Source organism: Stutzerimonas stutzeri (assembly GCF_002890895.1).
Lineage (GTDB): Bacteria > Pseudomonadota > Gammaproteobacteria > Pseudomonadales > Pseudomonadaceae > Stutzerimonas > Stutzerimonas stutzeri_AB.
In genome coordinates this window covers 101,108-114,749 of sequence record NZ_POUL01000011.1, presented here as the reverse complement: position 1 = coordinate 114,749, position 13,642 = coordinate 101,108, and the positions used below count along the sequence as shown (strand labels likewise).

Genomic DNA, 13,642 nt, shown 5'->3' with positions numbered 1-13,642 from the left:
CCTGAGCGTCGGGACAGCGGAACGCCGCAGCGCCGGCCACGTTCAATACAGAACGTGGTCAAACAAGGAGATACAGCGATGGGCGAACTCGGAGGGCAGCGCCGCTGGCTCGACGGGCTGGGCTGGGTGGCGCTGTATGCGTTGGTCTGGGCGTTGTTCACCGAAGGGGCCGGCTGGGTCTTGGGCGTACCGAGCATCCTGCTCGCTGCCGGGCTGTCGCTCTGGCTGGGTCAGCGACCTTGGCATCCCTCGCTGGCTGCGCTGCCGGGTTTTCTCGGGTTCTTTCTTGGCAAGATGGCCGCAGGCGCCTGGGATGTGGCATTGCGCGCGCTGCATCCCAATCGGCCGCTGCAGCCGGCCTGGCTTGATTACTCCCTCACGTCTTCTTCATCGCAGGTAAGGCTGGTGCTTTCGGCGCTGGTGGGCCTGCTGCCGGGCACTCTGGCCTCGCAGGTAGAGGGCGATCGGATGCGCGTGCACGTGCTCGATGAGCGGCAGCCCTGGGAGGCCACCGTGCACAGCCTCGAACGGCGACTGGAGCGATTGCTTGCGCCCGGAGACAGGCCTTGATGGCGCTGTATTCCGCCTTGTTGCTGCTGACCATCATGATTGGGCTCGGGCGCGTGGTGCTGGGACCGGCACGGGTAGACCGGCTGCTGGCCATTCAACTGTTCGGCACCACCGGCACGGCTTTGCTGCTGGTGCTTGCGCAATGGCAAGAGCAGCCAGCGTTGCGTGATGTGGCGCTGCTGCTGGGGTTGCTCGCCGCAGTCGCGAGCGCCGCGCTGGTGCAGTTGCTGCGCAGGAGTCGGCATGACTGAGCCGTTATTGAATGGCCTCAGCTGGCTGCTGCTGATCGGTGGCCTGCTGTTCTTCGTGGCAGGCAGCATCGGTCTGCTGCGCTTTCCCGATACGGTGAGCCGCCTGCATGCCCTGACCAAGGCCGACACCCTGGGCCTCGGGCTGGTCATCGCCGGCCTCTCGCTGCGTGCCGACAGCCTCTGGGAGGTCGGGCAGATGCTGCTGATCTGGCTGTTGTTGCTGGCCTCCAGCGCCACGGCGTGCCAATTGCTGGCGCGGCAGGCTGGCGAGGAGCCACGCGATGACTGAGTGGCTGTTCGACGGGGTACTCGGCTTGCTGGTGCTCGGCCTTGCCTTCGGCGCGCTGCATGGCCGCAATCTCTACGCCAGCGTGTTGCTGTTCATCGCCTTCGGCTTGGCGCTCGCGTTGATCTGGGCGCGTCTCGGCGCGGCGGACCTGGCGCTGGCCGAAGCAGCCATCGGCGCGGGGCTTACCGGCGTTCTGTTGTTCACCGCACTGTCGCGCCAGCCTGGGCCTGCAGATCTGCCGGAGGCCACCGGCACGCGATTGCGCCTCGGCGCGGCGGCTGTGGTGCTGCCGATGCTGATCCTGCTGGTGCAAGGGCTCGCGCCGCTGAGTGAGGTCGAGCCGCGTCTGCCAACATTTATCACTCGACATCTGGACGAAACTGGCGTCAGCCATCCGGTGACGGCGGTGCTGCTGAACTACCGCGCCTGGGACACCTTGCTCGAACTGGCCGTCCTGTTGCTGGCGCTGCTCGGCGCCCGGCAACTCGGGCCGCGACCGCTGGATCTGGCCGAACCCTGGCCGCTGCTGCGGGCCTGGGCGCGGGTGCTGGCGCCGCTGCTGGTGCTGGCCGCCGGCTACATTCTCTGGCGGGGCGCCAGTGCGCCGGGTGGCGCCTTTCAGGCCGGTGCGCTGTTGGCGTCAGGTGTGGTGCTGCTGCGGTTATCGGGTCTGTTGCCCCGCTTGCGCTGGTCGTTCATGCCGTTGCGCTTGCTGGTCCTGGGTGGCCTGCTGGTGTTCGTCGGTGTTGCAGTGGCGACGGCCTGGCTGGGTGAGGGTTGGCTGGCGTACCCGGGCGGGGCGGCCAAACAGATCATCCTGATGATCGAGACGGTCGCGACGCTGTCGATCGCGGCAAGCCTCAGTCTGCTGGTCGTGGGCGAAGGGGAGGAAGTCTCCTCATGAGCAGCAGCCTGTTCTGGATGATCATCGGGGCCGCGCTGTGGTTGCTTGGGCTGCACGGGCTGCTGACCCTGCGCCAGGCGCTGCGCAGGATCATCGCTTTCAACCTGATGGGCAGTGGTGTGTTCCTGGTGATGATCGCCCTGGCCACCCGCAGCCAGCCGAGCGATCCGCTGCTGGTCGCGCTGGTGGTAACCGGGCTGGTGGTGGCGATCAGTGCGACTGCCCTGGCGCTGCGGTTGGCCAGTGTGGCGCATGGCAGCCAGCCTCAATCGCAGGAACAACAGCAGGAGCCGCGGCAATGAATGCGGCATTGCTGAGCCTGTCATTACCGCTGGTGGCCGGTCTGCTGCTGGTGTTGCTGCGGCCCGGTCGCAGTGGCCTCTGCGTGATCGGGATGAGTGCTGCCAGCCTGATCGCCGCAGCGTTTGCCTTGCAGCAGACGATGCAGCTCGGGCCACAACTGTTGCAGATCGGCGGCTGGGAAACGCCACTGGCGATCCGTTTCCAGCTGACCCCGCTGACTGCATTGCTGATGGTATTCACCGCAGGGCTGCATCTACTGGTGGCTTTGTACGCGGCACGCAGCCCCCACGCCACCGGCAGCGAGGATTACTGGCCACTGTCCTGTCTGCTGCATGCCTCGCTGGCGGCACTGTGGCTGTCGGCGGACCTGTTCAACCTGTATGTGACGCTCGAGTTGCTCAGCCTCAGCGCCGTGGCATTGGTGGCGCTGGCCGGACGCAAGGCTTATCGACCGGCCTTCAATTACCTGATGCTGTCGCTGGCCGGCTCGCTCGCCTATCTGTTTGGTGTCGCATTGTTCTATGGCCGCTACGGCGTGCTGGACGTTCTGGTGCTGGCCGAGTTGGCCGAGGCCGACAAGACGACCCGGCTGGCGCTGCTACTGATGAGTGTCGGGCTGATGCTCAAGGCCGCATTGTGGCCGCTGCACCTGTGGCTGCCACCGGCGCACTCGGGCGCCCCGACCGCCGTCAGCGCCTTGCTTTCGGCGCTGGTGGTCAAGGGGCCGATCTACATCCTCTGGCTTATCTGGAGCGAGATCGCGCCACCGGAGCTGGGACGCCAGGCGGGGTTTCTGTTCGCCGGAGCCGGCATTCTCGCGCTGATATCCGGTGGCTGGTCGGCGCTGCGCGCGCCGCGGCTGAAGGTGCTGGTGGCCTATTCGACAGTTGCCCAGCTGGGCTATGCGCTGCTGGCGCTCGGCCTGTTGCTGCACTGGCAGGAACCGCGAATGGAAGCGGCGCTGTGGCTGTTCATCCTTGCTCACGGCTTGGCCAAGGTGTCGATGTTCCTCGCCGCGGGCGAGCTGCAGCGGGTGTTGGGTACGCGTCGGGTGCGGGCGCTGAAAGGCGCCAGCCAGAACATGCCGGTGGCCATGGCGACCTTTGCTGTCGCGGGCGGCAGCCTGATCGGTCTGCCGCCCAGCGGAGGCTTTCTCGCCAAGTGGTTGCTGCTGCAGCCGCTGTTCGAGCAGCCGCAGCACTGGCCGTGGGCCTTCGGTGTGCTGCTCGGCACGCTGATGTCGGCGGCCTATGTGTTCCGTGTGGTCGCGCTGGGGTTCGACCGTGCGCGGCCCAATCCGCCCAGCATCAAACCTGATTCGGTCGCGCAATGGCTGGCGATGCTGCCAGCGCTGCTGGTGCTCGGCTTGGCGCTGATCAGCGAACCGCTGCTGCTCTGGATTGGCGGGGTGGCGCGATGAACTGGACCCATTGGTTGCCGCTGGCCATCGTGCTCAGCTCGCTGGTGCCGGGCCTTCTGATATTCACCCTGCACGAAGAGCAGCGTCGCTTGCGGGTCACGCTCAACCTCGCAGGGGTGGTAATCAAACTGTTGCTGGTATCGGCAATGATCTACGGCGTCAGCCGCGGACTGGAGTTTCGCTTCAGTCTGCCGTTCCTGCCCGGTGCGCCGCTGGTGCTGCAGGGCGATGCGCTTTCACTGCTGTTCGTCGCACTGTCTTCGGTGCTGTGGCTGGCCACGACCATCTATGCGATTGGCTACCTGGAACACTCCCCGCTGCAATCGCGCTTCTTTGGCTATTTCAGCCTGTGCGTGAGTGCCACCGTAGGTCTCGCGCTGGCGGGCAATCTGGTCAGCTTTCTGTTGTTCTATGAAATGCTGACCCTGGCCACCTTCCCGCTGGTGGTGCATCGCGGTACAGCCGAAGCGCTGCGCGCCGGGCGCGTCTACCTGGCCTATACCGTCGGCGGTGGGGCGTTGGTGTTGATGGGGGTGGCATTGCTGCATGGCTTGGTCGGCGGGCAGGACTTCCAGCCGGGCGGCTACCTGCTGCCAGCGGTGGGCGAGCACGACCTGGCCTTGCGGGTCGCCTTCGTCCTGTTGGTGGCGGGGCTTGGCGTAAAGGCCGCGTTGATACCCCTGCACGGCTGGCTGCCGAAAGCGATGGTGGCGCCGGCGCCGGTGAGTGCACTGTTGCATGCGGTGGCGGTGGTCAAGGCCGGTGCGTTCGGGATTATCCGGGTGATCTATGACGTCTATGGCGCCGAAGCGATGGACCAACTGGACATGGCCGGACCGCTGCTCTGGCTGGCCGCGGCAACCATCCTTTACGGCTCGGTGCGCGCCTTGCAGCAACAAGAGCTGAAAAAGCGCCTGGCCTATTCGACCATCAGCCAGGTGTCGTATGTCACCTTGGGCGTTGCGTTACTCGGCCCCATTGCGGCGGTTGGCGGGCTGGCCCACCTGGTTCACCAGGGCCTGATGAAGGTCACCTTGTTCTATTGCGCCGGCAACTTCGCCGAAACCCTGGGCATTCATCGCATCCGTGAAATGGACGGTGTCGGCCGACGTATGCCGCTGACCATGACTGCTTTCAGCATCGGTGCGCTAGGCATGATCGGCATCCCGCCGATTGCCGGCTTCGTCAGCAAGTGGGCGTTGGGCATGGGCGCGCTGGAGGTCGGCCAGGACTGGGTGCTGCTGGTGCTGATGGGCTCGGCACTGCTCAACGCCGGCTACTTTCTGCCATTGCTGTGGCGTGGCTGGTTCTCTCCGCCCGCCGACTGGCACGATGACAACTGGCGTGAGGAACGCTGGGAAACGCACTGGATGCTGCTCTTGCCTGCGCTGTTCACGGCCATGCTGTCGGTGCTGGTAGGTGTGTTGGCAGGTACGGCTTTGAGCCCGCTGGGCTGGGCGCAACTGATCGTCAACCGAGAGTTCGCGCTATGAGTGGCGCCTGGCTCTGGTTATTGGTGCCGCTGGCGCCGCTCATGGCGGCGGCCAGCCTGGCGATCTGGCGCGAGCGCGCCATCGGCTGGCTGTGGCTGGCCTGCTTGCCGGCGCTGACGATGGTCGTCCAGCCAGTGGCGCTGCTGGATCTACCGATGTTATGGGAGGGCGTGCGCTGGGGCGCGAGTGACGACCTCAGCCGCGCCTGGCTGGGGTTCACCGCCGTGCTCTGGGGCTGCGCAGGCATCTTCGCCAGCAGCAGCCAGAAAGACGACCCGAAGCGGCTGCGCTTCTGGACGTTCTGGCTGTTGGCGCTGGCTGGCAATCTGTTGTTGATCATCGCTACTGACGCCTTGAGCTTCTATCTCGGCTTCAGTGCCATGAGCCTCGCCGCCTACGGGTTGATCGTCCATCAGGGCGGACCCAGACCGCGGCGTGCCGGGCGGTTGTATCTGCAACTGGCAATCACTGGCGAGATGGCTTTGCTGGCCGGGCTGATGCTGCGCAGCCATGCCGCAGACGGCGATTTCTCGTTCGCCTCCTGGCAAGCGCTGCCCATGGACGGCCTGACGCTGATCTTGTTGCTGATCGGTCTGGGCTTGAAAGCAGGGTTCTGGCCGCTGCATGTCTGGTTGCCCCTGGCGCACCCGGCCGCGCCAGCGCCGGCCAGTGCGGTGTTGTCCGGCGCAATGCTCAAGGCCGGGCTGCTGGGCATCTGGCGTTGCCTGCCGGAAAGTGATCCGCTGCTGTCGAACTGGGCGGACGTGTTGCTTGCCATGGGGATCTTTGGTGCCGTCTATCCGGCCCTGCTCGGGCTCGTTACGAGAGAGGCCAAGGCGGTGCTGGCCTATTCGTCGGTCAGTCAGATGGGTTATCTGGTAATGCTGCTGGCGCTGGCGTGGCGGCATCCCGAGCAATTGACGGCAATGACCGTCGTGCTGATGCTCTACGGCGTCCATCATGGCTTGGCCAAGGGGGCACTGTTTTTAGCCGCAGGGTTGATTCACGCCGGTCGTCTCTCTCGTATCGGCTGGGTGCTGTTGGCGCTGCTGGCACTGGCGATTGTGGGGCTGCCGCTGACCAGCGGCGGGGCAGTCAAAACGGCTCTGAAAGACGTCTGGCATGCTGGTGAATTCGACGGCTGGCTGATTTGGCTGAGCCTCAGCAGCCTGACTACCTCCCTGCTGCTGATCCGCGCGCTGTGGCTGTTACGTCGGGATGCTCGCGACGCCCCGGCGAACCGCCCGCCGTTAACCCAACTACTGCCCTGGGCGCTGCTCAGCGGTTGTGCGCTGTTATTGCCCTGGCTATGGCCCGCCCTGCGCGAGCCGATGTTGCATGGGCTCTATCCGGGTGGCATCTGGGCGGCGCTGTGGCCGCTGCTGCTGGCGCTGGGCGTGGCTGGCGTTGCGCTCAAGCGTGGTTGGACGGTTCCGACACGCCTGGCCAATTTGCCTAACCCGGCGCTGACGCTGTCGCTGCGACTGCGACGTCTGACCCTACGGCCTCCAATGCCCGTACCAACCGTCCAGCCCGATGCCCCGCGCTGGCGCCAACGGGAGCGCCGCTGGAACCGCTTCTGGAACACCAGCGCACTGACCATGAGCGCCTGGCTGCTGGCCGCTTTGCTGTGGTTGGGGTGGTTGTGGTGACAGGCTACTGTGGCGCCTTACCCTGCAACCCAGCCTAAGTAAGGGCCGAATTGCTCCGGCCTCACAGCTGCAGTAGTTGATTTGATCAAGCTTTGGGTCAGACCTCGAAGCGCCGAACTTGCTGGCTTAGCGTGCTGCCGAGCCGCGCGAGCTCCACGCTGGAAGCGGCCGTCTGCTCGGTTGAGGTGGCGGACTCGTCAGCGATATCGCGCACTCGGGTCACGCTGCGGCTGATTTCTTCAGCGACGGCGCTTTGCTCTTCGGCCGCCGTGGCGATCTGCTGCATCATCTGCTGGATGGCGGCGATCGTGAGGGTTATGTCCGCCACCGCAGTGCCTGTGTCGTTGACCCCGGCCACCGTGCGCGCTGTCAGCTCGCTGCAGCCCTGCATGGTATTGGCGGATTCCTCGGCAATCCGCTGCAGCCCCTCGATCAGTGACTGAATTTCGACCGTCGCGTCCTGGGTGCGGCGTGCCAGCGTACGCACCTCGTCGGCGACCACAGCGAAGCCTCGTCCAGCATCGCCTGCTCGGGCCGCTTCGATCGCAGCATTCAGCGCCAGCAGGTTGGTCTGGTCGGCCACCGATTTGATGACATCCAGCACGCCACCGATCCGCTCACTCTCGTTTTTCAGGCGTGCCATCGCCGCAGATGATTTATCCACCTCATCGGCAAGCTGCTTGATCTGCACGACCGCCTGGCGCGCCGTGGCTTCGCCGGTCTGAGCCTGTTGATCGGCCGAAATTGCGGCGCTGGCGGCTTCCTCGGAATTACGCGCGACCTCAAGTACCGTTGCAGCCATCTGGTGAATCGCGGTGGCCACCTGATCGACTTCTAGCTTTTGCGATATCACGCCTGCGCTCGCTTGCTCAGTTGACTGAGACAGCTCCTCTGCGGCGGATGATATGGTTTCAGCAGAGCGACGTACCTGTCCGATCAGCTCACCAAGACTGCGCTGCATCTCGCCAAGGGATGCCATGACGCTGCCAGCAGGCGCCTGCTCTATACCCGGCATGTTGCGCATGTCGCCAGATGCTACTCGGCGGGCTGCGGCGGAAAGGTCAAGTGGCTCGGCACCGAGCGTGCGCAGCAGGCTCCGCACGATGCCGATGCCCAGACCCAGCGCGAGCAATACGGCAATCACGCAGACGCCGATCATCAGGTTGCGCTGGGTTTCATACGTGGTGCGCTCGGCCTCCACTTCGGCGTTTGCCGCCTCACGGCTGTGATGCATATAGGCTTCACCTGCTGCAAGCAGCTGACGGAGCAGGGGTATGCAATCCTGGTTGATCCGCACGATGGCTTCTTCACGCTGCCCGGCTACGGCGCGCTCAACAATATCCAGCGCCACTGGACCGTAGAGGCTTTCTACGCGAGCAATCTCTGCAAACAGCTGTTTTTCCTCGTTGGCGTCGGCGCTCGTTGATCGAGCTACGGCCGTTTTGAGGTCACTGAGATGGGTCTGAACATCACGGTGTGCGTCTAGCACGGCCGCATGTTCGAGCTTCAGGTCTGCTTCAGAGGTGACCAGCACCAGGTTACGGGCCGCGACAGCGCGGCGCTGAGCCGCAATGAGCAGCGCGGAGGCCAGCTCCTCGCGAGCATTGACGCCCTCGACGTAGTCGGAAAACGCGCGGTTGAATTTCGCCAGCTCAACGATGGCCAGGGCGGAGACCAGCAGGACGATAAGGGTAAGCGCTGCAAAGCTCAGGCCGAGCTTTAGTTTTACGGTTAGGTTCATGACGTGCTCGCATAGTGTGAGGCTCGTCCATGAACTGACTGTGCGGGCAGTATGATGGCGTTTAGATATTATCAACACTGTACTTTGGTAGCGGGGTGTACAGGTCTCGTACAGGCTGGCTCGGCGTGGTTTTTAGGGTGATCGGCTTCCGACTGATCGTGCTATCACAGTGCGGATTGCGCTTCAGTTGGCCGTAAAGGGTACAGAGGGCAATAAGGCATCTGGCCTGATATACGTAAAAGAAGCGTTGGCGTTGTGTCGGGCTATAAAAAAGGCGCCAACGGCGCCTTGATTTGAAGCGTTAACGTCAGACCGTACCGAGTCCGGTGCGGTCGCTGCCGTCTTCGGCGACCAGCTGTCCGAGTGGAGTACGGTCGAAACCATCATCTACAACCCGCTCACTGATCGGCGTGTGATCAAAGCCATCTTCGGCGAGCTGCTCCGCTTGTGGCGTGAAGTCAAAGCCGTCTTCTGCAAACTGTTCGCTAAGCGGGGTGCGATCAAAGCCGTTTTCTGAAACGCTGCGATCGGTGATGACGTGCTTCTGCACGGTTTCGGCGCCCTGCGCTTCGCCCAGGATAGGTTGAGGATGGCTTGGCGGGATTGCCAAGGCAGTGGACGCGACGCTGGCCAGAATCACACTTGCAAGTAGCTTTTTCATGAGAGTGTCCTCGGTAGTAGGGGTACGGGGCCTATGCTACGAGCGAGGACGAACGGGACAAACGTGAGCGTATCAATAGTACAAATCGACGTATGTGATAACCCGGAAACAGCGTTTTACTGATTCACTCAGCCAGTTCTTTTATTCTTAGATCGATAGCGAGCAGCCGTCATTTATCTCGCGGTTTCGCCCTGGATGGCTGAGCGTACCGGTTGAGGCCTGCCGATGGCGGCCATGCTGCGGTCGTGTAAACGCACCAGCAGCGTCATGGCGGTGAGGCTGCCGAGCAATGCGCAGAACATGTCCGCCTGGGTGTCCCACTGATCACCCTGCATGCCGAGAAAGGCTTTGGCCCCCTGACCAAGCGCCAGGGCCGCCGCCCATTCGACCAGTTCGTAAACGGCGCTGAGCATCATGGCCATGCTCACGCATACAAACGGCAACAGGTGCTTGCCATGAACCCGGTCCTTGCGCACCAGCAGTTCCCGCGCGATCAGCGCAGGCACAACGCCCTGGAAGAAATGCCCAACACGGTCGTAGTGGTTGCGGCTGAGGTCCAGCCAGTCCTGTAGCCAGAAGCCCACCGGCACGCGGGCGAAGGTGTAATGCCCGCCCGCAATCAGTCCCAGCGCCTGGACAGCCAGTAACAGATACAGCAGGGACGAAAGCGGAAATCGATGGTGGTTGTAGACCAGCGCCGGCAGCAAGATGGCCACCGGTAAGACTTCCAGCAGCCAGGTGGTGCGGTCATGCGGATCGATCGCGGACACCATCAAGGCCAGTACTACGAGACAAACCAGGGTTTTGAGCAACAGCGGGCGGTGCATTCAACCTGCCTTTTCAGAATCGGGGCCTGTGCAATGGACCGCGAAACCGGGGCGATGACTGCTGCGAATAACCGAACGGTCCCCTCCTGGCAGGTAGTTGCCGTCAGGGCAGGGCTTTCTCAGCGTAGGTGCGGGTCGCCAGCCCAAGCTGGGCGCGGAAGCTTTCCATGTCGAACATGGTGCAGATTTCGCGGATCTGCTGTCCGGGCGTCAGGGTCCAGAACGCCATGGCCGAAATGCTCAAGACCTTGTCGCTGGGCGGATAGCCGAGCGCGGGTGTTTCGATGGTGCCAATCAGGGTGCTCCAGGTAACCACCTTGTCGCCTTCGGCAACGCAGTCTTCGACGACCACCTCAAGGTCAGGCATGGCAGTGCGGATCTGTGTGACCATCGCGGCAAAGGCGGGACTGGCCATCGCGTGGCCAACGAAGGAGCTCTTGTAGAGGAAATCCTTGCTGTGCAGCTTCTCGGCGAGGGCCAGGTGTCCGCGGTTCCAGCTCAGGTCGATGTGCTGACGGACCAGCCGTTTGTTGTCGTCCAGTGACATCTGTCGCATCCGGTAGGTGACTTGGCCTGGAACTGTAGCAGCCAGTACCAGCCGCTGGCATCCATCCTCAGAGCCCTTCGTCGGGTCAGTCGAGCGGCAGGTGTAGCCGGAACGCCGCGCCGCCCAGATCCGAATCATCCAGCCTGAGTTCTCCGCCGTAGCTGTCGATGATGTCCTTCACCACCGCCAGGCCGATGCCCTGGCCAGGATGCTGGGCGTCCAGCCGCTCACCGCGACGCAAGATACGTGCACGCTGGTCAGCCGGTACACCAGGCCCGTCGTCCTCGACACTCAGGATCAGCTGTTCGTCGACCTGCTGCAGGCTGATGCGCACCTGATGGAGGCAGAGCCGGTAGGCGTTTTCCAGCAGGTTGCCGAGCAGTTCCATCAGTGCGCCCTGTTCCAGCGGCAGGGTGGCGTTGGCCGGAAGTTGCAGCTCGACCTGCACGCGCTTGTCCTGATAGACCTTGTCCAGCGTACTGCACAAGCGCACCAGCAAAGGTTGCAGCGCAACCCGGTGGCGAACCAGGCCGCTCTGGCCGAGACTGGCGCGTTGCAGCTGATAACCGATCTGCTGGCTCATGCGCTCGATCTGGTCCCGCATGACTCGAGACTGGTCACGGTTGTGGGGTTGGCTACTGATGACTTCGCCAACGCTCTGCAGCACCGTCAGGGGTGTTTTCAGGCTGTGCGCCAGATCCCCGAGCGAGTTGCGGTATTGCTCACGCTGTCGCCGCTCGCCATCGAGCAAGCGGTTCAGTGAGCGGGTCAGGCGCAGCAGTTCTCGTGGGTGCTGGTCGCTGAGGCGGTCCAGCCGACCGGCCTCAACCTGATCCAGCTCGTGGCTCAGGCGCTTGAGCGAGCGAAAGCCCCAGGTCAGGCCCAGCCAGAGCAGCGTCAGCAACACCAGCAGGCCGCCGCCAAGCCAGAGATAGAGCTGCCTGCGAAATTCCTCGAACAGGCTGCGGTATTCACTGGTGGGTTGCATGGTGACAAAGCTGAACGCCTGGCGCTGGTCGTTGTTCAGCCGCAGCTCGACGTCGTAGACGAAATATTCGGCGCCTTCAGCATCGCGAACGCGCAGGAATTCGGTGACATCGCCCCGCAGGCGCGGCTGGTAGTCGATGGACTCATCTTCAGCCGAGCGCGACTGCCAGAGCCGTTTGCCTTGCGGGTCGTAGATGTAGCCCAGCAGCCTGGCATCGGGCAGGTCGAATTCTTCGTCGGGCAGACGCTCCGGCATCAGCAGCTGGCCAGCTTGGATACGCGATGCGGTGATCAACGTATTGGCATCGGCAGCCAAACGCTCTTCGATGACCCTTTCGAAGGCGAGGCTGAACGCAGCCTGCAGCACCGGCAGCAGGGCAAGCATGAACAGGATGGCAAGACAGGTGGCGCCCAGCATCAGGCGCAGGCGCAGCGACAGGTTGCCATTACGGGCGGTCCGAGCCATTACGCGCCAGCGTCGCCAACGAAGACTCATCGGCAGCGCTCGGTGAACAGATAACCCAGGCCGCGAACGGTATCGATGGGTTTCAGCCCGCCGTGGGCCTCCAGCTTGCGCCGTAAACGTCCGACCAGCACTTCGATGACGTTGGCGTCGCGCTCGTTGTCGTCCGGGTAGAGCTGCTCCATCAGGCGTTCCTTGGCCACAACCTGCTGCTGGTGACGCATCAGGTATTCCAGGATGCGATATTCGAACGCAGTCAGAGGCAGCGGCTCGTCATCGACCAGCGCCTGCTTGCGGTTGAGGTCGAGCTTGAGCGGACCGGCCTCGATACTTGCCTGGGTAAAGCCGGACGAGCGCCGCAGCAACGCGTTGAGCCGCGCCTCCAGCTCCTCGAACTGGAAGGGTTTGACGACATAGTCGTCAGCGCCGGCGGCCAGTCCTTCGACCTTGTCCTGCCAATTGCCGCGCGCGGTGAGGATGAGGATGGGGAAGCGCTCGCCATTGCTGCGCAGCTGGCGTATCAGATCCAGGCCGGAGATGCCTGGCAGCCCAAGATCGACCACCGCCAGGTCATGATTGAATTCGCGGGTCTGGTACAGCGCCTCTTCGGCATCGGCTACCGCATCGACCACGTGCCCACTTTCGCTCAGGCGAGTCAGTAGGTGGTGGCGCAGCAGCGCCTCGTCTTCCACCACCAGCACTTTCATTTCCGGCTCCTGTCATGCAAACGGCCGGGACAATTCCGGCCGTGTTCCTGTTGATGCAACTTGCGGCCTGGCGCCGCTGGCTCAGAACTTGTAGTTCACGCCCAGGTAGGCCTGCTTGGTGCTGTGCAGGTCGATGGAACCCACCTTGCCGACGCCTCGCTCGGCCACTTCGGTGCCGGCATTGCTGCGCAGGTAACGGTAACCCGCTTCGATCGAGGTGTTGTGGCCGACGTCCTGCAGCACACCGGCTTGCAGACCGACCAGATAGCCGATATCGCTGTCGCGGCGGTAACCGCTGGACTCGTTCTCGAGTTTGGTCAGACCGGCACTGGCACCACCGAACAAACGGGTGGTATCTCCAACTGGCAAGAACAGGTCGTAGCTGCCGATCAGGTTCTGCTGGCGCAGCTTGAGTGAGCTGCCGTAGTCGTCAGAGACGTTTTCGTAGGTGGCATAGTAGCGCGCCTCGTCGGTCATCTGACCGGCGCGGATGCCCCAGGTGCCGCTGTTCTTGATGGTGTCATCGAAGCGATTCGCGCCCGGCATGTTCTGCTTCAGGGTGCTGGAGCGGTCGATGTTGACGGTGCTCTTGCCCCAGGTAAGACCGGTAAAGTTGTCGGCGGCTTGGGCGCCGATGCTGAAGACGCTGAGGGTGGTGGCGATGGCCAGGGTATGCAGCTTGTTCATCTGTCGCTCCTTTGCAGGCGTGGAATGCAGGCGTGGAAAATTCACGTCTCCATCTTGCCTAGGCACCGCTGAACGGTGCCTGAACCCTGGCTGAACCTGAGCTGAACGATCATGCAGCCGGCGCAGTATGAGCTGCGCCG

At 63.4% G+C, this 13,642-nt stretch carries 15 protein-coding genes; 8 read left to right on the top strand and 7 right to left on the bottom strand.

Annotated features, from left to right (window positions below; genetic code table 11):
- Nucleotides 1–78: 78 nt before the first annotated feature.
- Genes CXK96_RS18040 through CXK96_RS18005 form a run of 8 tightly spaced genes read left to right on the top strand, consistent with a single transcriptional unit; the run spans nucleotide 79 to nucleotide 6,882 of the window.
- Nucleotides 79–570: a Na+/H+ antiporter subunit E gene (locus CXK96_RS18040; protein ID WP_102837812.1), complete on the top strand. Its 492-nt coding sequence runs from the start codon at nucleotides 79–81 to the stop codon at nucleotides 568–570.
- On the top strand, nucleotides 570–821 hold the full coding sequence (locus CXK96_RS18035; RefSeq protein WP_102837811.1) for a monovalent cation/H+ antiporter complex subunit F: 252 nt from the start codon (nucleotides 570–572) through the stop codon (nucleotides 819–821). Before CXK96_RS18040 ends, CXK96_RS18035 begins: the two co-directional genes overlap by 1 nt.
- Nucleotides 814–1,110 (top strand): cation:proton antiporter, encoded by a 297-nt coding sequence (locus CXK96_RS18030; RefSeq protein ID WP_102837810.1) that lies wholly within the window; start codon nucleotides 814–816, stop codon nucleotides 1,108–1,110. The genes CXK96_RS18035 and CXK96_RS18030 overlap by 8 nt, the downstream gene beginning before the upstream one ends.
- Nucleotides 1,103–2,014: a hydrogenase subunit MbhD domain-containing protein gene (locus tag CXK96_RS18025; protein WP_102837809.1), complete on the top strand. Its 912-nt coding sequence runs from the start codon at nucleotides 1,103–1,105 to the stop codon at nucleotides 2,012–2,014. Before CXK96_RS18030 ends, CXK96_RS18025 begins: the two co-directional genes overlap by 8 nt.
- The gene (locus CXK96_RS18020) at nucleotides 2,011–2,316 is read left to right on the top strand and encodes an NADH-quinone oxidoreductase subunit K (protein ID WP_102837808.1); all 306 of its coding nucleotides are present in this window, start codon (nucleotides 2,011–2,013) and stop codon (nucleotides 2,314–2,316) included. The genes CXK96_RS18025 and CXK96_RS18020 overlap by 4 nt, the downstream gene beginning before the upstream one ends.
- Entirely contained in the window at nucleotides 2,313–3,737 is a 1,425-nt protein-coding gene (locus tag CXK96_RS18015) for a complex I subunit 5 family protein (RefSeq protein WP_102837807.1), read from the top strand. Before CXK96_RS18020 ends, CXK96_RS18015 begins: the two co-directional genes overlap by 4 nt.
- On the top strand, nucleotides 3,734–5,230 hold the full coding sequence (locus CXK96_RS18010; RefSeq protein WP_102837806.1) for a complex I subunit 5 family protein: 1,497 nt from the start codon (nucleotides 3,734–3,736) through the stop codon (nucleotides 5,228–5,230). Before CXK96_RS18015 ends, CXK96_RS18010 begins: the two co-directional genes overlap by 4 nt.
- A complete protein-coding gene (locus CXK96_RS18005) occupies nucleotides 5,227–6,882 on the top strand; it encodes a complex I subunit 5 family protein (protein WP_102837805.1) in 1,656 nt (551 codons plus the stop codon). The genes CXK96_RS18010 and CXK96_RS18005 overlap by 4 nt, the downstream gene beginning before the upstream one ends.
- Before the next feature lie 97 nt (nucleotides 6,883–6,979).
- Here the strand turns inward: CXK96_RS18005 and CXK96_RS18000 are convergent, their stop codons facing one another.
- From CXK96_RS18000 to CXK96_RS17970, 7 genes are all read right to left on the bottom strand, one after another.
- Entirely contained in the window at nucleotides 6,980–8,623 is a 1,644-nt protein-coding gene (locus CXK96_RS18000; protein ID WP_102837804.1) for a methyl-accepting chemotaxis protein, read from the bottom strand.
- A gap of 307 nt (nucleotides 8,624–8,930) precedes the next feature.
- Nucleotides 8,931–9,284 (bottom strand): hypothetical protein, encoded by a 354-nt coding sequence (locus CXK96_RS17995; RefSeq protein WP_102837803.1) that lies wholly within the window; start codon nucleotides 9,282–9,284, stop codon nucleotides 8,931–8,933.
- Between the two features lie 173 nt (nucleotides 9,285–9,457).
- Nucleotides 9,458–10,111: a DUF2238 domain-containing protein gene (locus CXK96_RS17990; protein WP_102837802.1), complete on the bottom strand. Its 654-nt coding sequence runs from the start codon at nucleotides 10,109–10,111 to the stop codon at nucleotides 9,458–9,460.
- Nucleotides 10,112–10,214: 103 nt separating this feature from the next.
- Nucleotides 10,215–10,658 carry a ketosteroid isomerase-related protein gene (locus tag CXK96_RS17985; protein ID WP_102837801.1) on the bottom strand — a complete coding sequence of 148 codons (444 nt, stop codon included), beginning with the start codon at nucleotides 10,656–10,658 and terminating at the stop codon, nucleotides 10,215–10,217.
- A gap of 85 nt (nucleotides 10,659–10,743) precedes the next feature.
- Nucleotides 10,744–12,141 carry an ATP-binding protein gene (locus CXK96_RS17980; RefSeq protein ID WP_102837800.1) on the bottom strand — a complete coding sequence of 466 codons (1,398 nt, stop codon included), beginning with the start codon at nucleotides 12,139–12,141 and terminating at the stop codon, nucleotides 10,744–10,746.
- Nucleotides 12,138–12,815, bottom strand: a complete 678-nt coding sequence (locus tag CXK96_RS17975; protein WP_102837799.1) for a response regulator — start codon at nucleotides 12,813–12,815, stop codon at nucleotides 12,138–12,140. Before CXK96_RS17975 ends, CXK96_RS17980 begins: the two co-directional genes overlap by 4 nt.
- An 81-nt stretch (nucleotides 12,816–12,896) precedes the next feature.
- On the bottom strand, nucleotides 12,897–13,502 hold the full coding sequence (locus CXK96_RS17970) for an outer membrane protein (RefSeq protein WP_102837798.1): 606 nt from the start codon (nucleotides 13,500–13,502) through the stop codon (nucleotides 12,897–12,899).
- Nucleotides 13,503–13,642 lie beyond the last annotated feature (140 nt).